Raw genomic sequence first — 23711 nt, 5'->3', positions numbered from 1 at the left:
TAATCCTGTTTTCCGCAATGCCACTTGACCAGGGCTAAGCCATGCTTGACCGCCTTACCAACCTTTTTGGACGGGAAAAATCCCCGCTCACCACCCGGAAGCTCGCCCAGCAATGGCTCAAGCAACTGGAGGAACTGGATTCCACCTCCCGCTGCAGCAAGGTGCATGGCGTAGTCAGCGATTTTCTGGTCAGCAATATCGCACCAAGCAAGGACGGTCTGGAAGCCTTGCTGCTGGTGGATGACTTTGTGCAGGAAGCCTTCGACACCGTTTGCTACCAATACATCAACAATCCGCGCATGCCCAAGGAGCTGGAGCAGAAGCTCTGGAAGGACATTGTGCATTTCTCGCGCGACATGGCAGAGATCTATCAGCGTTTCATCCAGGCTGATCTGGGCGAGGCGCTGGCCAGCCAGCTTGAGCCGATGATGCCGCTGATCTGGGCGCGCAGCCTGCATTATCTGGCTACCGAGGCCAAATGGCATTACTTCCGCTTCGAAAAGCCCCCGGCCCGGATCTGGACGCTGGCGCATCAGCTCTATCGCCTTTCCGAAATATCCGGCGCCGACAGCAATCCGTTCAAGCTCTATGACAGCGTCAGCATCGATGTGACTTCCTGCGCGGATGAATACCTGCAACTGCTGCTGCTCAATACGCTGGCGAGCAACAATCTGTCCGTGCGCCAGTTGCATACAGCCGACCTGTGGCTGGAAGGGTGGTCGAAACTCCTGCAGATCTCCCGCAAGCTGCTGCCGGACCAGCATCATCTCTGCGTCAATCTGCAGGAAGCCAGTGGCCCGCAGAAAATCAACCCGGATGAAGTGGGTGAAACCTTCCGCTACTGGAGCCTGGGCGAGCTGGTGCGCAAGATCGATGAAGTCATCCAGAAGCTGGAAATGGGTGCGGCGCCGGCTACGCTGGGACTCGGTACGGACGCGCGCGGCCCGGGCAGCCTGGAGCTGCTCAAGCATCTGGATGTGTTCTGGACGATGAGCATGCGCAACAATGTCGTGCAGCGCAGCGAGCGGGTCAAGGTTTCCAAGGCGGCTGACGTGGTGCATGGCCTGGATCGCGTTTGCCGGCATGTGCGCGCCGACAATGAAAAACACACCCGCCAGCCGGTCGACAGCAAAAGCCGCGTGGATTACGACGAAATCATGGACATGCGACTCTACGGTTTCGTGTCATCGCGCACCAAGCAGAAGCAGGCGTATCAGACGCCGGGCTCGCCCAATGTCGTGCCGAACAAGCTGCCCGACTGGGTCAGCTGGGCCATCGAGAATGAGAGCGAGGGCGGTTATGGCGCGCATTTGCGCCTGTCCGAGTGTGAATGGATACGCCCGGGGCTCTTGCTGGGGGTGCGCTTCGATACCGATGCGAACTGGCAAGTCGGCATTGTGCGCCGTTTGCAGCGCATCAACGAGGATGAGGTCTACGCCGGCGTGCAACGTCTGAGCACCACGCCTGTTGCGGTCAGCCTGTATTCGGACAAGCTCGACAGGCTGGACAACATCACCGTCGATGAAATTGGCTATACCGGCACGATCGATCTCAACAGCGTGCGCACCGCCATGTACATTCCCCACCAGATTGATGGCGCCAACGTGAATACCTTGCTGATGCATTCGGCTGATTACGCGCAGGAACGCATTTACAAGGTGCAGGCGCGCGACAAGGTGTTTTCCGTCAGCCTGGGCAACATTCTGGAGAAGGGGACCGACTGGATCTGGGTTGCCGTCAATGTGCTGCGCCAGGAAACCTGAGGCCTCTGCACATCAGCAGCAAGCTGCATCATCAAAAAGCCCCTGGTGCGTATATGGCCAGGGGCTTTTTATTTGATTGGCTTCAGGTCAATACCCTGGTCAGGTATTGCCCGATCAGCTGGATTTCCGGCAGGCAGACCGAATGCTGGATCGGCCAGGTATGCCAGCTGACCGGATTGCCAAAGCCCTGTACCGCATCGCGGGCCTGCTCGCCCAGCAGCATGGGCACCACCGGGTCATGGCTGCCATGGCAGGCCAGGACAGCGGTGCCGGCATTGGGCTGGCGGGCAGCGGCATCATCCAGCAGTGCCGGGGCTGGCAGGTAGGTGGAAAGGGTCACGATGCCGGCCAGACGTTCCGGGTGCAGCAATCCTGCCGTGTAGGCAATGGCGCCCCCCTGCGAAAAACCGGCCAGCACGATGCGCTCGCTGGCAATGCCGCGGGCATTTTCGCTGGCAATCAGCGCACGAATGGCGGCAAGCGAGGCCTTGACGCCCTCGACATCGGCATGGCGCTTGATGTCTTCAAAAAACTGGATGTCATACCAGGCCCGCATCACATAGCCGTTATTGCAGGTAATCGGCTGGTAAGGTGCGTGCGGAAACAGGAAGCGTACGGCCTTGCCGGCTGGCAGCCCCAGTTCGGGTACGACGGGGACAAAATCATTCCCGTCCGCTCCCAGGCCGTGCAGCCAGATGACGGTGCAGTCGGGTTGCGAGCCGGTTTCCACTTCAACGCAGGGCAGCAGGGCGTGGTCGCTCATGCAGGGTGATCCTCAAGACAAATCGTGAATTGTGCGGCGGAGATGCTCAGCCGCAATTGCGCAAACGAGGTGATGCACAGTGCGGCATCCTGAGTCGGCGTGTGGGCGTGCTGCATCACCACCACCGGCATGCCGGCGGCGCGGGCCGCGGCGATGCCGCTGGCCGCATCTTCAAAGGCGATGCACTCGGCCGGGTCGACACCGCACAGCGCGGCGCCCGCCAGAAAGGGCGCCGGGTGCGGCTTGCCCTCGCTGACATCTTCGGCACCGATCAGGCGCTCGGGCAGCGGCAGGCCGGCCCAGCGCAGCTTGGCGGCGGCAATCGCGCGCGGTGCCGAGGTGACCACGGCCCAGTTCTGCCCATGCAGCTGCGCCAGCAGCTCGCGCGCGCCCGGCATGGCCACGGTGCCATCGAGCGTACGCGCTTCTTCGGCCAGCAGCAGGGCCACTTCGTGTTCGGCATCCAGGTGCGGCGCGACGCTGCGTACCGTTTCCACGCCGCGGCGGCCGTGTACTTCGGCCAGGACCCGTTCGGGGGCCAGGCCGTGGCGATGGGCCCAGCGTGTCCACAAGCCGGTGATGCAGGGCGTGGAATCGACCAGCGTGCCATCCATGTCAAACAGCAGCGCCCGCGCGCTGAGCTGCCGCCTAGTCATCGTGTCCGTCGTCGCTGGTCGCCGGCAGCGTGCCGGGCAGGGCCGGTTCCGGGTGGCAGGATTTCAGCAGCTGGAACAGTTCGCGGTAGGCCTTCATCGGCAAGGGCTTCGGGCTGCCAAGGCTGGCTTTTTCCTTCTGGGCATTGCGGATCAGCTGGCGCACTTGCTGTACGTCGAGCTGCGGCTGCTCATCGATCAGCACCTCCAGCGCCTTGGGGTCGCTCAGCAGACGGTCGCGCTGGCGTTCCAGGCCGTGCAGCCAGGCATTGTGGGTGTCGGATACACCGGCGAGCTTGTCGAGCAGGGCCTGGATGGGCGCAGGGTCGACATTGCGCATCAGCTTGCCGATGAACTGCTTGTGGCGGGCGATCGCGCCGTGCGCCTTCAGGCGCTTGGCCTCCAGCAGCGCATCGAAGAGCTTGTCCGGCAACTGCAGCGTTTCCAGCTGCTTGCGGTCCAGCGGAATGAGCTTTTCCCCCAGAGCCTGGAGCTCCTCGCTTTCGCGTTTCAGCTGGGTCTTGCTGAGCGGTTCGATATCGTCGTCGTGATCAAATTGCGGATTCATTGGCAGCGCACAGAAGCAAAAGCGTTATGATAGCAAACCTGCGACCATCGCTTCGCCTAAGCGCGCAACAGAAGCCGGGCGGCAAGCGGGTCAGCATGCCTTGCCAGCGGTGCCGGCAGCCGCCCATACCGTGCGCTCCGCCCGCCATCAGCCAACCAGTCCTACGGAAACAAACAGCGTGTCCGAATTCAGTCACAGCCAGCAGCAATTGCACGATTTGTCGCAGCAGATCCTTGCCGAAGCCCGCAGCCAGGGCGCCACGGCCTGCGATGTGGAAATCTCCGAGGCCTGCGGACTCAATGTGTCGGTGCGGCTGGGCGAGGTGGAAACGCTGGAATACAACCGTGACAAGGGCGTGGGCGTTACCGTGTATCTGGGGCAGCAAAAGGGCCACGCCAGCAGCTCGGATTTCACCCTGCCAGCCTTGCGCGACACGGTGAGCGCCGCGCTGGCCATTGCCCGGCACACCGCCGCCGACCCGTTTGCCGGGCTGGCCGATCCGGCGCTCTTTGCCACCGAGTTCGGCGATTACGAGCTTTACCACCCGCAAGCCATCGTCGTCGACGAGGCAATCCGCGAAGCGCAGGCTTGCGAGGCCGCTGCGCGTGCGGTGGATGCGCGGATCAGCAATTCCGAAGGCGCTAGCTTCGCCAGCAGTGCGGCCAGCTGGGTTTACGCGAATTCGCTGGGTTTTGCCGGCGGCGGCATGAGCACGCGCTACAGCCTCTCGGCTGCCGTGATCGCCGAGGATGTCAGCGGCATGCAGCGTGATTACTGGTACGACGTGGCGCGCGCGCGCGGTGATCTGGGCGCGGCCGAGTGGGTAGGGCGGCGCGCCGGCGAACGTACCGTGCGCCGGCTTGGCGCGCGACGCATCAAGACCGGCAATTACCCGGTGCTGTTCGAGGCCGCACTGGCCGGCTCACTGATTGGTCAGTGGGTCAGCGCCGTGAGTGGCAGCAGTCTTTACCGGCAGTCGAGCTTCCTGCTCGACAGTCTGGGCACACAGGTCTTCGCCCCCTGTGTGTCCATCATCGAAGACCCATTCCTGCCGCGTGGCATGGCCAGCGGGGCATTTGACAGCGAAGGGGTCGCCACGCGGCGGCGCACCGTCGTCGAGGCCGGCATGCAGCAGGGGTATTTCCTCGGCAGCTACTCGGCCCGCAAGCTGGGCATGCAGACCACCGGCAATGCCGGCGGCGCACACAACCTGATCGTGCCATCCACGCACCGCGCCGATGCGCTGCTGCGCGAGCTGGGCACCGGTCTCTATGTCACCGAATTGCTCGGCCATGGCGTCAATCTGGTTACTGGTGACTATTCGCGCGGTGCGGCCGGTTTCTGGGTCGAGAATGGCCAGATCGTCCATCCGGTCGAGGAAATCACCATCGCCGGCAATCTGCGCGACATGTACCGCCAGATTGTCGCGATTGGCGACGATGTGCTGCCAGGCAGCTCGCGGCGCGTGGGTTCCATCCTGATCGAGCAGATGACGGTGGCGGGCAGCTAGCCCGGATGAATCCAGGCACAGAGCCTACGGCAAAACGGCCCAGATAACCGCAAGCCGCGCGCCCCTGCGCCGGGCTGGTGAAATGGCCGGGCATGCCCCCGCATATCGCCATGAATGCTGCTGATCTGATGGGTATATGGCCGTGACCTATTGCCTGGAATGCTTCTGGCCTTATGCCTGACTGGGTATGCTGGCGGGAGTCATCCCCTTGCGCTCGAGCAGCGTGGCAAACTCGCTGATCGGCAGGGGCGGGTGATAGTAGAAGCCCTGCACGATGTCGCAGCCCTGCTGTTGCAGCAGGGCCAGCTGTTCGCGGTTTTCCACGCCCTCGGCCACGACTTCCTTTTGCAGCGTATGCGCCATGGCAATGATGGAGCCGGCCAGCGCCGCCGCATCGGCGGCATGCGGCAGGTCACGGACAAAGGACTGGTCGATCTTCAGCACATCGACCGGGAAGCGCACCAGATAGGACAGGCTGGAGTAGCCGGTGCCAAAGTCGTCGATAGCCAGCGAAAAACCGGCCTGCTTTAATTCACCCAGCAGGCGCGCCGTCTCCTCGGGCTGGATCATCATCAGGCTTTCGGTGATTTCCAGCTCGATGCTGCTGGCCGGTACGCCGTGGCGGGCGATGCAGGCCTGCAGCACATGGTGGATGGTGCCTGAGCCGAGCTGGCGCACCGAGAGATTGATCGCCAGCCGGAAGTCGTTCAGCCCGGCATCGCGCCACAGCCGCAGCTGCCGGCAGGCGGTGTCGATCACCCAGTCGCCGATCGGCAGGATCAGCCCGGTGCGCTCGGCCACCGGGATGAAGTCGGCCGGAGAAATCAGCTGCCCGTCCGCGCGCCGCCAGCGCAGCAGTGCTTCGGCACCGCACAGGTGGCCGTCGCTCAGGGCAAACTTGGGCTGGTAATACAGCTCGAACTGTTCTTCCTCCAGCGCATGGCGCAAGGCGGCCTCCAGCTGCAGCGCGGCATGCGCCTGGGCGTTGAGCGCGCTGGTGTAATAGCAGAACTGATGGCGTCCCTTGTGCTTGGCCTCGAACATGGCGGCGTCCGCCCCGCGCAGCAGGGCGCCGGCGCTGTCGCCATCGTCCGGGAAGATGCTGATGCCGATGCTGCCGCTGGCGCTGACTTCCTGGCAATCCTGCAGGTGATAGGGGTGCGAGAGCGCCAGCAGGATTTCCTGGGCGATGAGCGCGGCTTCGCCAGCTTCGCGGATTTCGGCGATCAGCAGGAATTCGTCGCCCCCCAGCCGGCCCAGCAGATCGCTGGCGCGCACGATGGCGCGCAGGCGTTTGGCCACCGCCAGCAGCAACTCGTCGCCTGCCTGGTGCCCAAGGCTGTCGTTCACCGTCTTGAATTCGTCCAGATCGACCAGCAGGACCGCCAGTTGCTGCTCGTGGCGCTCTGCCTGGCGCATCAGCTGTGCCAGCTGCAGCATGATCAGCTGGCGATTGGGCAGATCGGTCAGCAGGTCATAGTTGGCCAGATGGGCCAGCTCTGCCTCGCTGCGCTTGATCTGGCTGATGTCGGAGAATACGCCGAGGTAATGCATGGGCTGCTGCCCGGCATCGTGGATGGTGGTGATGCGCAGCCATTCCGGATACACCTCGCCATTCTTGCGACGATTCCAGATTTCCCCCTGCCAGCTGCCTTGCTCCTGCAGCATGGTGCGCATTTCTGCATAAAATTCCGGGCCTTGCCGGCCGGACTGCAGCACGCGCGGCGTTTGCCCGAGCACCTCGGCCTCCGCATAGCCGGTGATCGTCGTAAAGGCCCGGTTGACCGCGAGAATGCGTGCGGACAAATCGGTAATCATCACGCCGTCCTGGATGTTCTCGAACACGGCGGCCATCAGGCGCAGGTGGTTTTCCGTCTGTTTCTGGCGGCTGATGTCGCGAGCAGCGCCAAACACGCCGCTGATCTGCCCCTGGGCGTCATGCAGCACGCCCTTGATGGTGTGAAAGATGCGCTCGCGTCCGTCGGCATCGACCAGTGTTTCTTCATACTGGCAGGTACCGCCACGCGCGCGGATGGCCGCATCGTCGGCGGCAATGGCTTGCGCGACTGCAGGGGGAAAAAGCTCCGCATCCGTCTTGCCAAGCGCCTCGTGCTCGGGCTTGCCGATGACCTCGGCGGCGGCGGCATTGAGCAGAATGTAGCGGCCGCTGTTGTCCTTGGCGAAGATCGGTTCGGTGATCGCCTCGACCATCCGGTCCAGCAGTTCCATCGCCCCAAGCAGCTCCTCCTGATGCTCCTGCTCGCGCTGCGCCTGGCGCAGGGCCTGGCGCTGCAGCAGGCCGTAGAGCGCGCTGCCCAGCAAAAGCAGCATCAGCCCATACACCATGGTGGTCCGGGAGACGCTTTCGCTGGCGCCGGCATACAGCTCGGCCCGGTCGATCTTGGCAATCATGAACCAGGGGCTGCCGGGCAGGGCGCTGGCGAATCCCACCACCGGTTCGCCGCGATAATCCCGCCCTTCGATCATTTGCCCAGTCTGGACTTCGCCCCGCAGGAACTGGGCGGCCTGCAATGCGCTGCCATCGATGCGGGCCTGCTTGCTCAGCGGTCGGGCCGGGTCGTGCCGCAGGGGCGACAGATAACGCACGTACGCACCGCTGCGTTCAAACAGATAGCCCTCGGCCGTCTTGCTGGGAATCGGCCATTCCTGCAGCAAGGGGAAAAGCTCGCGATAGGGGTCATCGACAACGACGAGGACAAGGGCCTGACCATCCCGACTGGTGAAGCCGCTGGCATAGGCCAGACCCAGTGCTTCGCTGCCATCGCCCTCATTGCGCCAGATCGAACTGAATACGGGCGCTTCGCTGGCTTGCGCCCGCTGCAGCAGCGAGGCCGGCATGCCGGCCTCCACCAGCCCGGTGCCCGCCAGCGCGCTGCCGTCGCGGCGCAGCACCAGTACGCTGCGATAGCCATACAGGCGCGCCCAGTCATCCAGCCGCGCCAGCAGCTGTTCGGCCTCGGCGCCCTGCATGGCGCTGAAGTCCCGGCTGGCGAGTTCGCCGCGCATGGCCTCGGTATTTTGCAGATTGCGCGCCAGAATGCGCTCCATCTGGCGTACCTTGTATTCGCCTATGCTCTTGACCTTGGCCAGCAGTTCCTCGCTGCGCGTCTGGCTGAGCCGGGCGACGCTGGCTTGGCCGGCCACCAGGACCAGGCCGGCCAGCAGCAGGAAAACCGCCAGCAAGCGTCCCTGCCTGCCGGGCTGGCCGGGTTCGAGGTGTCGGGGTGCGGGCTTGCTGCGGGCGGCAAGATAGACGACCAATGCGGACAGGACCACAAAGGCCAGGCCTTTCCAGGTGCTCAGTATGGTGAAAAGATAGAGATTGGGAATCAGCGCCGCCAGCAGCTGATCGGAAAACACGATCCACAAGATGCCGGCCAGCAGATAGAGCACGGCATATTTCAGGGCTTTACGGTTCGAGAGCATGGCGGTAAAAGGTCCGGTCAAGACGGCGCAGTCCTGTTCAGGATAGAGCCTGACCAAGTGATTGCAGCAACAAATACAAACTGTAAGGTGTTTCCATGATGTGTGATCAATGCTGTGTCATGGCGATGGCAGGGCCATGCTGATCGGCCGCCCCGCTTACTGGGACCGCGCCTGCGCCGAGCTGGCCGCTGCCGATACGGTCATGGCCGCGCTGATTGCCACCTATCCCGGGATCAGTCTGGAGGGTCGCGGCGACGCCTTCATGACGCTGGCGCGCTCGATTGTCGGCCAGCAGATTTCGGTCAGGGCTGCCGATGCAGTGTGGGGGCGGCTGGTCAGCCTGCTGGACGGCATGAGCAGCGAGCGCGTGCTGGCGCAGGACGACGACGCGCTGCGTGGCTGCGGGCTCTCGGTGCGCAAGGTTGAATACCTGCGTGATCTGGCGCGGCATCATGCCGCCGGGCGGCTGGACCCGCAGGCCTGGCGCGACTGGGATGACGAGGCGGTCATTGCCGAGCTGACCGACATTCGCGGCATCGGCCGGTGGACGGCGGAAATGTTCCTGATCTTCTACCTGCTGCGCCCCGATGTGCTGCCGCTGGATGATATTGGCCTCTTGCGCGGCGTGGCGCTGCATTATCACGACGGCGAGCGGCAGCCGCGCAAGGCGGTGCGCGAGCTGGCCGAACGCTGGCAGCCCTGGCGTACCGTGGCCACCTGGTACCTCTGGCGCAGCCTCGACCCCGTGCCGGTAGCTTACAGAGCCGCCGCCTTGGGCCGGCTGGCGCTGCCCGGCAGCGAGGCATTGCCCGCCGGGTCGGCCAGATAGCGCTGTTGCAGCTGCGCCAGTTCGCCCGAGTTTTGCAAGGCCTGGAATGCCCTTTCAAAGCGCGCAAAGAGCTGCGGGTCAACCTTGCGGTTGAAGGCAAAATAACAGCCATCGCCCTTTTGCAGCGTGAAGGCCGGCACCAGCTGCGCCGGGTCCAGCCCGAGCTGTTTGGCGATATAGCGGTGCGGAATGACCAGCCCGGCCGACAGTTCGAAACGTTCGGCGTACAGCATGCGCACCGAATTGGCCTCGTTGCGGCTGATCATCATGTTTTCCGGCGGCACGCCGGCTTCTTCCAGCAGCTGGAAACCCGCGCCGCCGCGCATGGCGCCGATGGTGTACTGCCGGGCTTCGGCCAGATTGCTGGCGTGCACATCGCTGCGGCTCTTGAGCTTCAGCAACACGATGTCGCAGCTGTCATAGGGGCCCACCCAGCGGTAGTTGGGATCACGGGCGGCGGTGCGCACGGTGGTGTAGAGGATGCTGTTGGCGGTTTGCTCGTTCTTTTGCACCGCACGCGCCCAGGGCAGGCTTTCGCGGTTGATCGCCAGACCGCTGCGCTGCATGATGCGCTCAAGGATTTCATTGGCCAGACCGCGATGCCGGCCATTTTCCACATGATTGAAGGGCGGAAATTCTTCGGTAAAGGCCTGCAGGTCTGCCGCGCCCGTTCGGGCAATCAGGCCAAGCAGCAGGCAGAGGGCGAAGAGGTAGTGCATGGGGCGCTTCCATGGCATCACAGCTTACAGATTGAGCTTGCCGGAACCGATTTGGCAAGCGCTTCCCCTTTGCCCGGCATGAAAAAACCGGCAAAAGGCCGGTTTTTTGTGGGCTGTCATTGTGCTGTCAAAGCGTCTTCAGCTTTCCCTGGAAATCCCCTGGTGTTGCATAGCCTTTGGCCAGCATGATGGCTTGCAGCTCCGCCAGCAGGCGCGGAAAGATCAGCGGTCCTTCTTCATAAAGCTGCGTGCCGACCTGCACGATGCTGGCGCCGGCCAGCAGATGCAGAAACACCTGTTCGCCGCTGCGCACGCCGCCGCAGCCGATGATCTGCTTGTTCGGGCAGCGCCGGTAAAAGGCATTGACGTTGGCCAGCGCGGTGGGCAGCACGAAATCGCCGCCGATGCCGCCAAAGCCGTCCTTGGGCCGGATCACCACCGTCTCGGTTTGCGGATCGATCACCAGCCCGTTGCCGATCGAATTGATGCAGGTGACGAAGGCGATCTGCGGATAGGCGTTCAGGATGTTTGCCGCTTCGTCGAAATGCGCGATGTCGAAGTAGGGCGGCAGCTTCACGCCGAAGGGCCGGTCGTAGGCGTCGGCGATTTCGTGGATGAAGGTGTCCATCGCCTCGAAATCGTAGCCGACCTGCGCCTTGCCCGGCACATTGGGGCAGGAAAGGTTCAGCTCCATGATCACCGGCGTCACTGCCTCGCGCAGCTCGGCGACCATGGTCAGGTTGTCGTCGAGCGTGAGGCCGGCCAGCGACATGAACAGCGGCTTCTTCTCGTAATCGTGGCAGCGCGCGTAGTTCAGGTAATACGGAAAGCCCTCGTTGGGCAGGCCCATCGAATTGATGCTGCCCCAGGATGTGGCGCGGTAGCGCGGTTCCGGATTGCCGTCGCGCTGGGTCAGCGTGCAGCTTTTGGTGACCATGGCGCCAGCCGCGCTGTCTGCCAGCGCTTCCAGCTGGGAAGCGACACTGCACCACACCCCGGAGGCATTCATCAGCGGGTTGGCAAGTGGCAGGTCAAGGAAAACCGTGGATAAATCGGGCATGGCAAGCTCCCTCGGGCCGTTATTCTATGGTGGGTATCCTAGGCGTGTGCGCGCTGGTCCGCCGTGAGCAGCATCAAAATCCGGGCAGATCCTGTGCGGATTTTTGCGCCTCGCCGGCCCGGCACAGGGCACGCATGGTTTCCAGCCAGCTCACCGTAGCGGATTCGCCCACGCTTTGAAAGACGGCTGCAAGCAATTCCCGCTGGGGATTGCTCAGTTGTTGTTCAAGATCAATTCCTGCCGCCGTCAGCCGCAACATGCGCAGCCGCTTGTCGTGCTCGGCCGGCAGGCTGTCGATCAGGCCCGCCGCCAGCAATTGCCGCAAGGGGCCATGCAGGGCCTGTTTGCTCACGCCCAGTGTTGCCAGCAAATCCTGCTGGCTGATGCCCGCGCTGCGCCGGGCGACAAAATAGAGAATGCGGTGGTGCACGCGATTCCAGTCATAGCGCGCCAGCAGCGCATCGGGCGAGGCGGTCAGCGCCCGGTAGCCATGAAACATCAGTTCCAGTGCGGTATTGAGTTCGTCTTGCGAGGGTGATTGGTCAATCATGTTGACTTATTTGTCCCGGTTGTGAAATTATTGGTCAATCTTGTTGACTGATATTGTTGTCTACAGCCCGCCCGGAGGCAATCCCCATGCTCGCCCAACGCATCTCCCGTCTCACTTCCTCGCTGGTTCGCGACATTCTGGCGGCCGCCAGCCAGCCTGATGTCATCTCCTTTGCCGGTGGTCTGCCAGCCGAGGACGCGCTGTTTGTTCCCGATGCTGCCGGGCTGGCGCCCGAACGCCTGCGCGCGGCGCTGCAATACGGGCCGTCGGAAGGCGAGCTGCGCCTGCGCGAACTGGTCGCACAACAGCTCAACAGCCTGGGGCTCAGCTGCGGCCCACAGCAGGTGCTGATTCTGAATGGCTCCCAGCAAGGCATTGATCTCATGGCCAAATTGCTGATCGAACCGGGCAGGCGCGTGCTGGTCGAGGCCCCCGCCTACCTGGCGGCGCTGCAGGCCTTCCGCCTGTTTGGCGCCGAGCTGGATGGCTGGAGCAGGGTTGAGGGTATAAGTGCTGAAGCCAAAATGAAAGAAGGGCTGCAGGCGGATACCTGTATGACGTATCTGACGCCGACGTTCCAGAATCCCTCCGGCGCCTGTTACAGCGCAGCCGAGCGCCGCGGCATGGCCGCCGTGCTGGATGCGCATCCCGGCATCGTGTTCGAGGATGACCCCTACCGCGACCTCGCCTATGACGGCCCGGCGCCCGCGCCGCTGGTCAGCCATCTGCGCGCTGCGCGCTGGGTTTACCAGGGCTCGTTCTCGAAAATCCTTGCCCCCGGACTGCGTCTCGGCTTTTTGGTCGCCCATCCCGAGCTTTTTCCGCATCTGCTGCGGCTCAAGCAGGCGGCCGATCTGCACAGCAACCGCCTTTCGCAGCTGCTGGTCACGCAAGTGCTGGAAGACGGGCTGCTGGCCGGCCATCTGGCACGCATCCTGCCCGACTACCGCGCCCGCCGCGATGTGATGGCCGCCAGTCTTGACCGTCACCTTGGCGGGCTGGCGAGCTGGACCTTGCCGGCAGGCGGCCTGTTTTTCTGGGTGAAGCTGGCGCAGCCGCTGGATAGCCAGTCACTGATGCAGCGGATGCTGAGGGACGAGCGCGTGGCCATCATGCCGGGCAGCGCTTTTTTCGCGCAGCCGGCCGACGCGGCATACCTGCGCCTCAATTTCAGCCATGCCAGCCCCGAACGCATCGCCGAAGGCCTGGCAAGGCTGGGGCGCGTGCTGCGCAGTCAGCGCACGGCGAGTTAGCTTTCCTTGCTGCTGGCGTTCCCGCTGGTGTGAGTTTGCGTCGGGTTCACCTTGTTGCAGCCTGGCCAAAGCAGTGTGTACTGCTCGCAACGCCTTGATTCGGCTTAAAAAGCTTCCCCCGGCTGTTCATGGCAATAAGCCGGTTCGGCTGGGCCGGGTTGACTACCGTACCGGCAGGGCAGCCGCGGACAATTACATTCCCATATACCGCCCGGGCCGGTGGTTGATGGCGATCACCAGATTCAGCGCCACCGCGCCGGCAATCGACAGCAGCATCTGCTGCGGGCTGGCGAGGAATACGCCGGCGAGCAGGATGGCCAGGTCGAAGCCCAGCTGCACGTGGCCGGCGCGCCAGCCGTGGCGCTGCTGCAGGTAGAGCGCCAGCACCGTCACGCCGCCGAGGCTCCCGCGGTGGCGGATCAGCATGAGGATTCCCGCGCCGGCAAGCAGGCCGCCCATGATGGCGGCGAATAGCGGATCGAGCGTGCCAAAGCTCAGCCAGTGCGGCAGCCAGCCGGTCAACAGCGACAGCGTGCCGATGGCGGCAAAGGTTTTCAGCGTGAATTCGGCGCCGAGCGTGCGCCAGGCGAACAGGTAAAAGGGCGCGCTGATGATGAAGAACACCGCGCCATACGCCCAGTGCGTGGTGTAATGAATCAGGAAGGCGATGCCGGTCACGCCGCCGGTGAGCAGTTTCGCGTGCTGGAAAAACTGGATGGCCAGCGCCATGAACAGCGCGCCGGTCAGCACGCCTTGCAGGTCTTCAAACAGGCTGTGGCGCTTGGCCATGGCGTTTCTCCTTGAGCGGACGCGCAGCGTCGCACAAAGCGGCGGCGCCGGCACTGCGGGACATCGGCAATCCGCGCACGGGCGCTGTGTTATCCTGACGGCCCTTGAATGCATTCAGGAAGCCCCCGTCATGCGCTTGATCTTGAACATCCTGTGGTTGCTGCTGGGCGGTTTCGCCATGGCGCTGAGCTGGTGGCTGGCCGGGCTGCTCTGCTTTATCAGCATTGTCGGCATTCCCTGGGGGCGTGCGTGCTTCGTGATCGGCGGCTTTGCATTGTGGCCGTTTGGCAGGGAAGCGGTCAGCCGGCACGAGCTCTCCGGCCGGCACGACATTGGCACCGGCAGCCTGGGTACCGTCGGCAACGTGATCTGGTGCCTCGTCGCCGGGATCTGGCTGGCCATCGGCCATCTCTGCGCCGCGCTGGGGTTGTTCATCACCCTCATCGGCATTCCCTTTGGCCTGCAGCACCTCAAGCTCGCCGGCCTGGCGCTCGCGCCGATCGGCAAGACGATCGTGACCGCCCGCTAGCCTGCCATCGCATCCGCCACGCGCCAAATTGGCCGCCAGGCCTTGCTGGCCATGGCCTGGAATGGCTTGCGGTCTCGGTACAGAACGTACCGAAGCGCTTGCTGCTTGTTCGCGGCATGACGGCGCAGAAGACCCGGCCGTGTGCGCCATCCTTCGCTGTGCTGATGCGCGATCCGGGCCAGCCCGGCGCCGCGCGGCTTCGCGAACGCTCAGGGTGTGCTGCGGAGGAGAAATGTGCCAATCAACGGGCTTTTCTCTTGGGCTGGCGGCCTTGTACCTGGATAGGGTGGTGGGTATGGCTTTATAGCCATTTCGCTGCATGGGCTTGATGGCGATACATTTCGCTACCCCGTTGTTGTCGGGCATGCCTTGCTGCTGTGTTACGCTGTCGGCCTTTGTCGTGTTTTCCTTTTCATCCCCCTTTGCGCACTGCCCCGCTGCATGCCCTGATTGTACTTGCATAGCCCTTCCCGCGAAGCGTCGTGTCGGTTCGACCATCATCCCCGCCGCACGCAAATCGTTTCAGGAGGACGGCCATGCCCGTCAAGACCACTGCGGGCTCGCCGCCCGGCTACCAGACCCGCAATCAGCAAGTGCATGTGCATAGCGCCGCACCGCTGGCCATTCGTTCGCTGCTCGACAAACAGCAGTTTCACGACCCGGACGGCAGCGCCGCCGCCGCCGGCATCACCGCGGCCACCTGGCCGCTGTTCGGGCAGGTATGGCCTTCGGCGCAAAAGCTGGCCGACCTGATGCAGACCTGGCACATCGATGGCCGTCGCGTGCTGGAAATCGGCTGCGGGCTGGCGCTGGCCAGCCTCGTCATCCAGCGCCGCGAGGGCAACATCACCGCCAGTGATTGCCATCCGCTGACCGAGAGCTTCCTGCGCGCCAATCTGCTGCTGAATGATCTGCCGCCGCTGCCGTATCACACCGGCAACTGGGGGCGCGACAACCCCGGCCTGGGCGAGTTTGATCTCATCATCGGCAGCGACGTGCTCTATGAGCGCAGCCATCCGGAGCAACTGGCCGGCTTTATCGCGCTGCATGCGGCGCCGGCCTGCGAGGTGCTGATCGTCGATCCGAACCGCAGCAACCGCAATGCCTTTCACCGTGTCATGGCCGGGCTGGGATTTGCCCACACGGAAACCGCGATTGTTGCGCCGCTGCACGATGGCAGTCCGTACAAGGGCCGTCTGCTGAGCTATCTGCGCGGCTGAACGCCGCCGGTGCGCCCGGTTGCCGGGCGCGGTATGCTTGGGGCAATTTTCTGACCCCGGTGGCGAACATGACTGCGCTTGCAGCTTCCAGCATCGATTTCCTGGCCGAACTCGCAGCCAACAACAACAAGGAATGGTTCGCCAGCCAGCGCGAACGCTACGAGGCGGCGAAAGCCGACGTCGTGCGCTTTGCCGGTGCGGTGCTGGACGAAATCACGGCCTTCGATGCGTGCATTCCGCCCGAGCTGCCGGCGAAGCAATGCGTGCTGCGCCTGCATCGCGATGTGCGCTTCAGCAAGAACAAGCTGCCATACAAGAGCAATTTCGGCATCGGCATTTCGCGCTTTGGCAGCAAGTTTGTCGAACCCGGCTATTACGTGCACATCGCGCCGAACGAGTGCTTCATCGGCGGTGGCTGGTGGTGCCCTGCGCCCGCGGCGCTGCACGCCATCCGCCAGACGGTGGCCGAGCAGGGCGAGCGCCTGCAGCGCCTCATTGCCGAACCGGATTTTCTTGCCGCCTTTGGAGGCCTGGACACGGGCGAGGCGCTGAAGACCGCACCGAAGGGCTATGCGAAGGATCATCCGCGGATTGCCCTGCTGAAACTGAAAAGCTTCACCGCCAGCCGGCCGCTGCCGCCCGGCTTTTACTGCCAGGCGGATGCCGCGCAACAGATTGGCCGGCAGTTTGCCGCCTTGCGCCCGCTGATCGACTTTTTGCGCCAGGCCTCAGCGCTGGCGCCGGACACCATGCCGGGTGGTCGCTGATGCGGTCGGGGCTGGTGCTGGAATGGCATGACTCGGAAGTCGCCCGCATCGATGCGGCCGGCGATATCCTGACCGTGATCTTCGCCGCAGCGCAGGTCGGCGGAGCGGAAGATGGCTATCTGCGTGGTGTCGCGCTGCGCTGTGAAGACGCGAGCTGGCAAGGGCTGGCCGGCGATTGCCTGGGGCGGCTCAGCGCCGGCCTCTTGCGTGTGAATGGCGCGCGCCATTCCGGGCTGCTTCTGCCGGCGCAACTGGTGGGCGAACTCGTGCTGGAGCTGCAGTTCGCCAACGGCGCCGAGCTGCGCATTCAGGCGACCCGCTTGCAGACGCAGATGCCGGACGAGGGGCTGCTGACCGAGGTGTTTCGCTGCTGAGCGCGGCAGCAAGGGTGGCGCCCGGTGTGCATCTGTCCGGATGATTTTTTGGTATGTGCCTGCAGCCTTTTTTGAATAAAGGCTTCAAGCCTATACCTGCCTTGTCAATGCTGCCGGGTGCGGCAGAACTGACACGGAGCACGGCGCCGTGCCCCGCATGGCATGCGGCCGCGCCGCGGGAATTACTGCAGGCGCGTATCGATAAAGCCTTCGATGCGCTGCAGGCGGCCGTCGTCGGCAAAACTCACGGCGTCGACGCCGAAGAACAGCGTCTGGCCCTCGGCGCCGTAGAGCTTCCACTCAAACAGAGCCGCATTGCCGGCCTCGCGCAGGCGGCCGACCATTTCGCCGCGCAAGCCCGGGAATTGCGCCTGCGTGCTGACGATCATCGCATCCATTTCCTTGCGCGAGCGGGTAGTGGAGAACGCATCGTGGAATTGCACCTGCTCGGTCACCGCTTTTTCCAGCAGCTGCTGGCGTTTGGCCGGTGACTTTTCCGCCCAGGCCTGCAGGTAGGCGGCAATGGCGTCGCTGCGGCTGATTTCGGCCTGCGCGGGCAGGGCGGGCAACATCCCCAGGGTGAACAGGAAGGGCAGGACGAAGGACGTGAGGCGCATGGCAAGTCTCCAGTGAGGGACGGATGAGAGGACGACCAAATTGTACCGATCGTTAGGTAAACTATCCGTGAGGCCAGGCGTTCTTGTCAAGCCATGCGGGCAATCCGGTAAACTGGCCGCCCATGAGAATCCGATTGGCCCGTTACCGGGCCATGCACCTGGCGGCGGCGGCCGCCCGCCGTGCGACTGTGCATCGGCAAGGAGAATGTCGTGAGCAAGCAACGCCCCGTGCTGATCAATGAACTGCGCCGCGTGTTTCATACCTATGGCTACGATGGCGCCACGCTCAGCCGCATTGCCGACGCCACCGGCCTGGGCAAGGGCAGCCTTTACCACCATTTTCCCGGCGGCAAGACCGATATGGCGATTGCGGTGCTGCAGGCCGAAGGGGAGTGGTTTCACGCCGCGCTGGCCGTGCTGCGCGCGCCGGGTGTGCCGGCCGAACGGGTCGCGGCCTTTGCCCGCTGCCTGCAGCTGGATGAGGCGGAAAAAAGTCAGGCCAGCACGCTGGATGTGTACAGCATGGGCGAGGCCTGTGCGCTGTTTCGCGGTGAAATGGGCATCGCCGTGCAGGACTGGCTGAATGCGCTGCAGGGCGTGATCGAAGATGCCGGCCTCCCCGCCGGGCTGGCCAGCGAGCGGGCGGCCGACTGCATTGCCCTGCTGGAAGGCACGCGGCTGCTGTGCCGCTGTCTGGATGACTGGCAGCGCTACGAGACCCTGCTGGCCGAGTTGCCCGAGCGCCTGCTGGCCGCCCCCTGAACTGCCGGACCGCAAGCGGCCTTGCCGGCAAGTCTTGTCGGAACTGCCAGGGGCAGATAAAACAAGCTGATTATGTCTCTGCTGCAGAATCGTCATTCCCGCGTACGCGGGAATCCAGATGAGGGTGTGAAATCAAGCGTTGCTCTGGATGCCCGCCTTCGCGGGCATGACGAATAAAGGTTTCTGAAGGAGAGACATAAGCAGATAAAACAAAACCGGCCTGATACAGGCCGGTTTTATAAGGAAGCAGAAAGTTCTATAAGGGTATCTGCCTGTAGCCCTTGGCAGGAAAGGGCTTCCGTGAGATACCTGAATTATTGGTCTCAGCCGCCCAGTGCAGCGATGCGCGATTCCAGGCTCGGGTGAGTGGCGAAAAGTTCCGTCCAGGCGCCGCCGCCGGCGATGCCGGACGCCGCCATGTTCTGCGGCAGTGCGGCCGGATGCGCGCCGCCCAGACGGCGCAGGGCGGCCACCATGGGGCGCGGCGAGCCCAGCAGCTGGGCGGCGCCGGCATCGGCGCGGTATTCCCGCTGGCGCGAGAAGTACATGACGATGATGCTGGCCAGAATGCCGAACACGATCTCGCAGACAATGACCGTGATCATGTAGCCGATGCCGGGGCCACTGCTTTCCTCGTCGTTGCGGCGCAGGAAGCTGTCCACCAGATAGCCGACCACGCGGGCAAAGAAGAAGACAAAGGTATTCACCACACCCTGGATCAGGGTCAGCGTCACCATGTCGCCATTGGCGATGTGCGCCACTTCGTGCGCCAGCACCGCCTCGACTTCTTCCTGCGTCATGCTGTGCAGCAGGCCGGTGGACACGGCAACCAGCGAATTGCTCTTGCTCGCGCCGGTGGCGAAGGCATTGGGCTCGCCCTCGTAGATGGCCACTTCCGGCATGGGCAAGTTGGCGCGGGTGGCGAGCTTGCGCACCGTCTCCAGCAGCCAGGCTTCATGCTGGTTGCGCGGCTGTTCGATCACCTGAGCGCCGGTCGACCATTTGGCGATGGTCTTGGACATCAGCAGCGAAATGAAGGAACCGCCAAAGCCCATCAGCGCGGCAAAGACCAGCAGCATGCCCAGATTGAGGCCGTTGGCGGTCAGGAAGCGGTTCACGCCCAGCAGGCTGGCAACCACGCTGAGCACCAGCATGACGGCCAGATTGGTACAGAGGAACAAGAGAACGCGTTTCATGGCAATCCATCCTTTCAGGGTAAACAAGGCAAATCGGCAAGGCGGTCGCTTCAGGGGTGTTCGTCCAGCCGCGCGGCAAGGATCTTGTCGATGCGCTTGGCGTCCATGTCGACGACTTCCAGGCGCCAGCCCTCCCAGTCGACATGATCGCCGGTGTTGGGCACCCGTCCCAGCAACAGCATGATCATGCCGCTGAGTGTGTGGTAGCGCCCCTTGTCTTCTTCGGGCACGGTCTTCAGCGCCAGCCGGTCCTTCATTTCCGGTATGGGGATGGCGCCATCGAGCAGCCAGGAACCGTCGGCGCGCTGCACCGACCAGGCGTCTTCGGCGTTGCGCGGCGTGAATTCGCCGGTGACCGCTTCCAGCACGTCCTGCAGCGTCACGATGCCTTCCACCTCGCCATACTCGTCAATCACAAAGGCCAGATGCATGCTATTGGCCCGGAAATGCTCAAGGAGTTCCATGCCGGTCAGCGTTTCGGGCACATACACGCACGGATCAAGCTTGCTGACGTAATCAGGCGCCTCGCCGCGCGCCACGCCGGCCAGCGCCTGCTTGGCGCTGATCACGCCCAGCAGATTGTCCAGGCCGCCATCGCAGACCGGAAAGCGCGAATGCTCGGCCTCGATAAGGCATTGCAGGTTTTCTTCCGGCGGCTTGCGGATGTCCAGATAGATGACATCCGAGCGCGGAATCATCAGCGAGCCGAGCTGGCGGTCGTCCAGGCGGAACACATTGCGCACCATTTCGTGCTGGTGCTGCTCGATGACGCCGGCTTCCGAGCCTTCTTCCAGCATGGCGTGGATTTCTTCTTCGGTTACGCCATTCTGCTGGCTTTGCTTCGCGCCCAGCAGGCCCAGCAGGGCGTGCGTGGAGGCGGTCAGCAGCAGCACGAAGGGGCGGGTGAGGATGGCCAGGCCATTCATCGGCCGCGCCACCAGGCGGGCGATCGGCTCGGGATTCATCTGGCCCAGGCGTTTCGGTACCAGCTCGCCGACGACGATGGACACATAGGTAATCACGATGACCACCGCCGCGGTGGCGCCCAGACTGGCGCTGGCCGCCGGTACGCCCAGCGTTTGCAGCCACAGCGCCAGCGGGCCGGCCAGCACCGATTCACCGACGATACCGTTGAGCACGCCGATGGAGGTGATGCCGATCTGGATGGTGGACAGGAAGCGGGTCGGGTCTTCGCCCAGCTTGAGGGCAACGCCGGCGGCATGATCGCCTTCGGCAGCCAGCTTCTGCAGCCGGGCCTTGCGGGCGGTGACCAGGGCAATTTCGGACATGGCGAACACGCCATTGAGCACGACGAGGCCGATCAGTAACAGGATTTCCATTTCAGCACCCTCCGGCCGGTTGGCGGGGTGCTGCTGGTGGCTGACGGCAGTCAGACGAGGGAGGAGATGAAGCAGGGGGGAAAGCGGAGGTGAAAATGCGGCTGTAACTGCCCATATTAGCTGCCGAGATGGCCCGGAGTCCTTTGCTGATGAAAACAGGCTGATCGTACAAAGGGGGATCGAAGGTGTCAATTTTCCCGCGCGTTCAGCAAAAATCCGCGTTTTTTTGCAGAAAATGGGAACTAATCGTGTAACGAAGCGCATGACGCGCCCCGGCATGCTTGCGGGTGCAAATCCGCTTTGAAGGCTATGCTGGTGTGTCAAACGGGAGACGCACGCGCCATGCTGGATTTCAGCCACATCCAGTCCATTCTCAAGACCCTGCCGGATCCGGTGTTCATCCTGACCCGCAGCGGGCTCTATGCCGGCGTGTTCGGCGGCATCGACACCCGTTATTACCACGATGGCAGCGATCTGATCGGCAAGCGCATGGACGAGGTGCTCAGCGCGGAGAAAACCGCCTGGTTTCTCGGCGTGATCGAGCAGGCGCTGGCCCAGCCCGGCCTGCATGTGGTCGAGTACGGCCTGTCCGGGCGGGATGTGCTGGGCCTGCCCGACGAAGGCCCCGCGCGCGAAATCTGGTTCGAAGGACGCGTGCAGGCGCTGGATTTTCCGGTGAATGGCGAAGCCGCCGTGCTCTGGGTGGCCAGCAACATCACTACCCGCCACGAGCTGGAATTGCAGCTGCGCTGGCAAAGCAGCACCGACCCGCTGACCGGGCTGCCCAACCGCCGCCACATGGCCGATGTGCTGCGCGAGTATCTGGAAGTCTTCCTGCGCTATCAGACGCCGCTGTCGGTGCTGCTGTTCGATGTGGATCACTTCAAGAGCATCAACGACGAGCTGGGTCATGACGTGGGCGACCGCGTGCTGATCGCGATTGCCGACATTTGCCGCAACGAGCTGCGCCACACCGATGTCTCGGTGCGTTTTGGCGGCGACGAATTCGTGATCCTGCTGCCGCATACCGGCGCGGCGCAGGCCGCACCGCTGGTCGAACGGCTGCGCCAGCGGGTGGCGGACGAGCTGCGGCTGCTTGACGGCCAGCCCTGCAGCCCGACCATCAGCGGCGGGCTTGGCGAGCTGCTGGCCACGGATACCGATGCCCAGCAAGTCCTCAAGCGCGCCGATGCCGCGCTGTACGAGGCCAAGCGCCAGGGACGCAACCGCATCGTGCTGGGCTGAGCCACGTCCGGCCCAGCGGCCTGATTCGGCAGCCTGCCCGGCAACTTGTCATGCCGGCGTCCCGCGGGAATTCCGCGGCCAGATTTCACCGGAATGACAAACCGGGTTTTGCGGAAGGCGCTGTCTAAGGAATGGCGGGCCAGCTCCGGTCAGGGCTATGCTGAAAGCGGTTCTTGAGGAGCATGCCATGGATCATTCGCCACTCTCGCCGCATGGCATTCAGGCCAAGGTGGCCACCCCGGATTTCTCGCTGGTGCTGGGCGGGCCGCTGTTCCAGCTCTGGTTGCGTTCGCGACTCTCGGACGACGCCGAGGGGCTGCTGAAGCGGCGCATCGTGGTGATTGCCCTGCTGGCCTGGCTGCCGCTGGTGCTGATCAGTGCCATCAGCGGTGATGCGCTGGGCGGGGCCATCGCCGTTCCCTTCCTGCTCGATGCCGAGGTGCATGTGCGCTTTCTGCTGGCGATACCGGTGCTGGTGGCCGCCGAGCTGCTTGTGCACCTGCGCCTGCGCCGCGTCATGCAGCAGTTTCTTGATCGCGGCCTGATTGCCGACACCGATCTGCCGCGCTTTCAGGCTGCCATCGACGCCGCCATGCCCTTGCGCAATTCGCCGCGCGCCGAGCTGCTGCTGATCGCCATCGTGTACGCGGTCGGGCTGTTCATCTGGCACACCTTTGTCGTGCTCGACACCAGCACCTGGTATGCGCGCCCGGGGGCGGACGGCATGCAGTTCACCGCCGCCGGCTGGTGGTATGTGCTGGTCAGTCTGCCCATCTTCCAGTTCCTGTTGCTGCGCTGGTACTTCCGCATGTTCATCTGGGCGCGACTGCTGTGGCGGATTGCGAGGCTGCCGCTGCGCCTGCTGCCCACGCACGCCGATCGGCTGGGCGGGCTGGGTTTTATTTCCGGCACCTTTTATGCCTTCACGCCGCTTGCCGTCGCGCACGGCGCCATGCTGGCGGCGATGCTGGCCAACCGCATTTTCTACGGCGGCGCGGCCTTGCTGGATTTCAAACTGGAAATCCTGCTGATGGTGGTGTTCATGGAGCTGCTGGTGCTTGGGCCACTGCTGTTCTTCACCCCGCAGCTGGCGCAGGCCAAGCGCGACGGCAATCGCGAGTACGGCGTGCTGGTGATGCGCCACAACCGCGAATTTGACGACAAATGGCTGCGCGGCGGCCTGCCGGACGATGCCGAAAAAATCGGCAATCAGGACATGTCGTCGCTGGTTGATCTAGGCAGCAGTTATGACGTGGTGCGCGGCATGCGCACGGTGCCGGTCAGTCGCGACGCCATCCTCTTTCTGGCCGCCGCCACCGTGGCCCCGCTGATTCCGCTGCTGCTGACCATGATGTCGGCCGAGGAATTGTTGCGCAAACTGGCCGGCATGCTGTTCTGAAGCGGGTGAAGCGCGGGGGCGCGGCAAGGCGCCACCTGATTAGGTAGCTACCATAGCAATGGACAATTCGTCATTCCGGCGAAAGCCAATGGGATGGACTCCTCCCTCCTGAAACGGCATCAAGTGCCAGACTGGGACGTGTCACCAACCAGTCCAAACGGAACGAGGAGCCCATCATGACCATTATCCGCATCGGCATTGACCTTGCCAAAAACGTCTTCCAGGTTCATGGCGTCAACGCCAACGAACAGGTCGTCTGCACCCGGAAATTGCGCCGGGAGCAAGTCCTCGATTTCTTCAAAAAACTCCCGCCCTGCCAGGTCGGCATGGAAGCCTGCGGGGGCGCGCATCACTGGGC

22 protein-coding genes and 1 pseudogene are annotated in these 23711 nt (G+C 63.6%); 12 read left to right on the top strand and 11 right to left on the bottom strand.

Features of this window, described 5'->3' with window-relative positions; genetic code table 11:
* Positions 1 to 41 precede the first annotated feature (41 nt).
* On the top strand, positions 42 to 1763 hold the full coding sequence (locus C515_RS0111650; protein WP_028455683.1) for a cyclic-di-GMP receptor FimW-related protein: 1722 nt from the start codon (positions 42 to 44) through the stop codon (positions 1761 to 1763).
* Between the two features lie 82 nt (positions 1764 to 1845).
* Here C515_RS0111650 and C515_RS0111645 read toward each other — a convergent pair whose 3' ends face one another.
* The 3 genes from C515_RS0111645 to yjgA are packed head-to-tail and all read right to left on the bottom strand — an operon-like array spanning position 1846 to position 3747.
* A complete protein-coding gene (locus C515_RS0111645; protein ID WP_028455682.1) occupies positions 1846 to 2526 on the bottom strand; it encodes an alpha/beta hydrolase in 681 nt (226 codons plus the stop codon).
* Positions 2523 to 3182: an HAD-IA family hydrolase gene (locus C515_RS0111640; protein WP_028455681.1), complete on the bottom strand. Its 660-nt coding sequence runs from the start codon at positions 3180 to 3182 to the stop codon at positions 2523 to 2525. Before C515_RS0111640 ends, C515_RS0111645 begins: the two co-directional genes overlap by 4 nt.
* Positions 3175 to 3747, bottom strand: a complete 573-nt coding sequence (yjgA, locus tag C515_RS20735; protein WP_043649237.1) for a ribosome biogenesis factor YjgA — start codon at positions 3745 to 3747, stop codon at positions 3175 to 3177. The genes C515_RS0111640 and yjgA overlap by 8 nt, the downstream gene beginning before the upstream one ends.
* Positions 3748 to 3925: 178 nt before the next feature.
* Between yjgA and pmbA the strand changes: the two genes are divergently transcribed.
* The gene (gene pmbA / locus C515_RS0111630) at positions 3926 to 5257 is read left to right on the top strand and encodes a metalloprotease PmbA (RefSeq protein WP_028455680.1); all 1332 of its coding nucleotides are present in this window, start codon (positions 3926 to 3928) and stop codon (positions 5255 to 5257) included.
* 171 nt (positions 5258 to 5428) lie between these two features.
* On the opposite strand, the gene C515_RS22555 is transcribed toward pmbA, so the two are convergent.
* Entirely contained in the window at positions 5429 to 8725 is a 3297-nt protein-coding gene (locus tag C515_RS22555; RefSeq protein WP_144290436.1) for an EAL domain-containing protein, read from the bottom strand.
* 115 nt (positions 8726 to 8840) lie between these two features.
* Here C515_RS22555 and C515_RS20725 point away from each other — a divergent pair, with 115 nt between their 5' ends.
* The gene (locus C515_RS20725; RefSeq protein ID WP_081686922.1) at positions 8841 to 9533 is read left to right on the top strand and encodes a DNA-3-methyladenine glycosylase family protein; all 693 of its coding nucleotides are present in this window, start codon (positions 8841 to 8843) and stop codon (positions 9531 to 9533) included.
* Here the strand turns inward: C515_RS20725 and C515_RS0111615 are convergent.
* The 3 genes from C515_RS0111615 to C515_RS0111605 form a co-directional block, all read right to left on the bottom strand.
* Complete coding sequence (locus C515_RS0111615) at positions 9461 to 10252, bottom strand: substrate-binding periplasmic protein (protein ID WP_028455679.1); 792 nt, start codon at positions 10250 to 10252, stop codon at positions 9461 to 9463. The two genes, C515_RS20725 and C515_RS0111615, sit on opposite strands and share 73 nt — an antisense overlap.
* Positions 10253 to 10379: 127 nt before the next feature.
* On the bottom strand, positions 10380 to 11312 hold the full coding sequence (locus tag C515_RS0111610; RefSeq protein WP_028455678.1) for a dihydroorotate oxidase: 933 nt from the start codon (positions 11310 to 11312) through the stop codon (positions 10380 to 10382).
* Between the two features lie 73 nt (positions 11313 to 11385).
* Positions 11386 to 11862, bottom strand: a complete 477-nt coding sequence (locus tag C515_RS0111605; RefSeq protein WP_028455677.1) for a MarR family winged helix-turn-helix transcriptional regulator — start codon at positions 11860 to 11862, stop codon at positions 11386 to 11388.
* 86 nt (positions 11863 to 11948) lie between these two features.
* Here C515_RS0111605 and C515_RS0111600 point away from each other — a divergent pair, with 86 nt between their 5' ends.
* A complete protein-coding gene (locus tag C515_RS0111600; RefSeq protein WP_028455676.1) occupies positions 11949 to 13115 on the top strand; it encodes an aminotransferase-like domain-containing protein in 1167 nt (388 codons plus the stop codon).
* A 192-nt stretch (positions 13116 to 13307) separates the two neighbouring features.
* Here C515_RS0111600 and C515_RS0111595 read toward each other — a convergent pair whose 3' ends face one another.
* A complete protein-coding gene (locus C515_RS0111595; protein WP_028455675.1) occupies positions 13308 to 13904 on the bottom strand; it encodes a YitT family protein in 597 nt (198 codons plus the stop codon).
* A gap of 130 nt (positions 13905 to 14034) precedes the next feature.
* Here C515_RS0111595 and C515_RS0111590 point away from each other — a divergent pair, with 130 nt between their 5' ends.
* From C515_RS0111590 to C515_RS0111575, 4 genes are all read left to right on the top strand, one after another.
* The gene (locus C515_RS0111590; protein WP_028455674.1) at positions 14035 to 14433 is read left to right on the top strand and encodes a YccF domain-containing protein; all 399 of its coding nucleotides are present in this window, start codon (positions 14035 to 14037) and stop codon (positions 14431 to 14433) included.
* 536 nt (positions 14434 to 14969) lie between these two features.
* Entirely contained in the window at positions 14970 to 15653 is a 684-nt protein-coding gene (locus C515_RS0111585) for a class I SAM-dependent methyltransferase (protein WP_028455673.1), read from the top strand.
* 68 nt (positions 15654 to 15721) lie between these two features.
* The gene (locus tag C515_RS0111580) at positions 15722 to 16420 is read left to right on the top strand and encodes a DUF2461 domain-containing protein (RefSeq protein WP_028455672.1); all 699 of its coding nucleotides are present in this window, start codon (positions 15722 to 15724) and stop codon (positions 16418 to 16420) included.
* Positions 16420 to 16794, top strand: coding sequence for a hypothetical protein (locus tag C515_RS0111575; RefSeq protein WP_028455671.1), 375 nt, complete (start codon positions 16420 to 16422; stop codon positions 16792 to 16794). The genes C515_RS0111580 and C515_RS0111575 overlap by 1 nt, the downstream gene beginning before the upstream one ends.
* Positions 16795 to 16976: 182 nt before the next feature.
* Here the strand turns inward: C515_RS0111575 and C515_RS24045 are convergent, their stop codons facing one another.
* Entirely contained in the window at positions 16977 to 17411 is a 435-nt protein-coding gene (locus C515_RS24045; RefSeq protein ID WP_028455670.1) for a nuclear transport factor 2 family protein, read from the bottom strand.
* Positions 17412 to 17621: 210 nt separating this feature from the next.
* Here C515_RS24045 and C515_RS0111565 point away from each other — a divergent pair, with 210 nt between their 5' ends.
* The gene (locus C515_RS0111565; protein ID WP_028455669.1) at positions 17622 to 18173 is read left to right on the top strand and encodes a TetR/AcrR family transcriptional regulator; all 552 of its coding nucleotides are present in this window, start codon (positions 17622 to 17624) and stop codon (positions 18171 to 18173) included.
* A gap of 323 nt (positions 18174 to 18496) precedes the next feature.
* Here C515_RS0111565 and htpX read toward each other — a convergent pair whose 3' ends face one another.
* Positions 18497 to 19369 carry a protease HtpX gene (gene htpX / locus C515_RS0111560; protein ID WP_028455668.1) on the bottom strand — a complete coding sequence of 291 codons (873 nt, stop codon included), beginning with the start codon at positions 19367 to 19369 and terminating at the stop codon, positions 18497 to 18499.
* 50 nt (positions 19370 to 19419) lie between these two features.
* Positions 19420 to 20709 (bottom strand): hemolysin family protein, encoded by a 1290-nt coding sequence (locus C515_RS20720; protein ID WP_043649234.1) that lies wholly within the window; start codon positions 20707 to 20709, stop codon positions 19420 to 19422.
* Positions 20710 to 21051: 342 nt separating this feature from the next.
* Here C515_RS20720 and C515_RS0111550 point away from each other — a divergent pair, with 342 nt between their 5' ends.
* The 3 genes and pseudogenes from C515_RS0111550 to C515_RS0111540 form a co-directional block, all read left to right on the top strand.
* On the top strand, positions 21052 to 21954 hold the full coding sequence (locus C515_RS0111550) for a diguanylate cyclase (RefSeq protein WP_028455667.1): 903 nt from the start codon (positions 21052 to 21054) through the stop codon (positions 21952 to 21954).
* A gap of 187 nt (positions 21955 to 22141) precedes the next feature.
* The gene (locus C515_RS0111545) at positions 22142 to 23353 is read left to right on the top strand and encodes a hypothetical protein (protein WP_051304877.1); all 1212 of its coding nucleotides are present in this window, start codon (positions 22142 to 22144) and stop codon (positions 23351 to 23353) included.
* Between the two features lie 176 nt (positions 23354 to 23529).
* Positions 23530 to 23711: pseudogene (locus C515_RS0111540) on the top strand (IS110 family transposase); the annotation flags it as partial.

Source organism: Chitinilyticum litopenaei DSM 21440 (genome assembly GCF_000428145.1).
Taxonomy (GTDB): domain Bacteria; phylum Pseudomonadota; class Gammaproteobacteria; order Burkholderiales; family Chitinibacteraceae; genus Chitinilyticum; species Chitinilyticum litopenaei.
The sequence above is the reverse complement of the archived record's forward strand: the minus strand, read 5'-3'. Positions and strand labels throughout refer to the sequence as shown.

Coding starts and splice junctions, on each gene's coding strand:
- htpX (WP_028455668.1), bottom strand. CDS start 19,369: ATGAAACGCGTTCTCTTGTTCCTCTGTACCAATCTGGCCGTCATGCTG.
- C515_RS0111590 (WP_028455674.1), top strand. CDS start 14,035: ATGCGCTTGATCTTGAACATCCTGTGGTTGCTGCTGGGCGGTTTCGCC.
- C515_RS0111615 (WP_028455679.1), bottom strand. CDS start 10,252: ATGCACTACCTCTTCGCCCTCTGCCTGCTGCTTGGCCTGATTGCCCGA.
- C515_RS0111605 (WP_028455677.1), bottom strand. CDS start 11,862: ATGATTGACCAATCACCCTCGCAAGACGAACTCAATACCGCACTGGAA.
- C515_RS0111600 (WP_028455676.1), top strand. CDS start 11,949: ATGCTCGCCCAACGCATCTCCCGTCTCACTTCCTCGCTGGTTCGCGAC.
- C515_RS0111595 (WP_028455675.1), bottom strand. CDS start 13,904: ATGGCCAAGCGCCACAGCCTGTTTGAAGACCTGCAAGGCGTGCTGACC.
- C515_RS0111640 (WP_028455681.1), bottom strand. CDS start 3,182: ATGACTAGGCGGCAGCTCAGCGCGCGGGCGCTGCTGTTTGACATGGAT.
- C515_RS0111550 (WP_028455667.1), top strand. CDS start 21,052: ATGCTGGATTTCAGCCACATCCAGTCCATTCTCAAGACCCTGCCGGAT.
- C515_RS20725 (WP_081686922.1), top strand. CDS start 8,841: ATGCTGATCGGCCGCCCCGCTTACTGGGACCGCGCCTGCGCCGAGCTG.
- C515_RS20720 (WP_043649234.1), bottom strand. CDS start 20,709: ATGGAAATCCTGTTACTGATCGGCCTCGTCGTGCTCAATGGCGTGTTC.
- C515_RS0111645 (WP_028455682.1), bottom strand. CDS start 2,526: ATGAGCGACCACGCCCTGCTGCCCTGCGTTGAAGTGGAAACCGGCTCG.
- C515_RS0111610 (WP_028455678.1), bottom strand. CDS start 11,312: ATGCCCGATTTATCCACGGTTTTCCTTGACCTGCCACTTGCCAACCCG.
- C515_RS0111545 (WP_051304877.1), top strand. CDS start 22,142: ATGGATCATTCGCCACTCTCGCCGCATGGCATTCAGGCCAAGGTGGCC.
- C515_RS24045 (WP_028455670.1), bottom strand. CDS start 17,411: ATGCGCCTCACGTCCTTCGTCCTGCCCTTCCTGTTCACCCTGGGGATG.
- C515_RS0111650 (WP_028455683.1), top strand. CDS start 42: ATGCTTGACCGCCTTACCAACCTTTTTGGACGGGAAAAATCCCCGCTC.
- C515_RS0111585 (WP_028455673.1), top strand. CDS start 14,970: ATGCCCGTCAAGACCACTGCGGGCTCGCCGCCCGGCTACCAGACCCGC.
- C515_RS0111575 (WP_028455671.1), top strand. CDS start 16,420: ATGCGGTCGGGGCTGGTGCTGGAATGGCATGACTCGGAAGTCGCCCGC.
- C515_RS0111580 (WP_028455672.1), top strand. CDS start 15,722: ATGACTGCGCTTGCAGCTTCCAGCATCGATTTCCTGGCCGAACTCGCA.
- yjgA (WP_043649237.1), bottom strand. CDS start 3,747: ATGAATCCGCAATTTGATCACGACGACGATATCGAACCGCTCAGCAAG.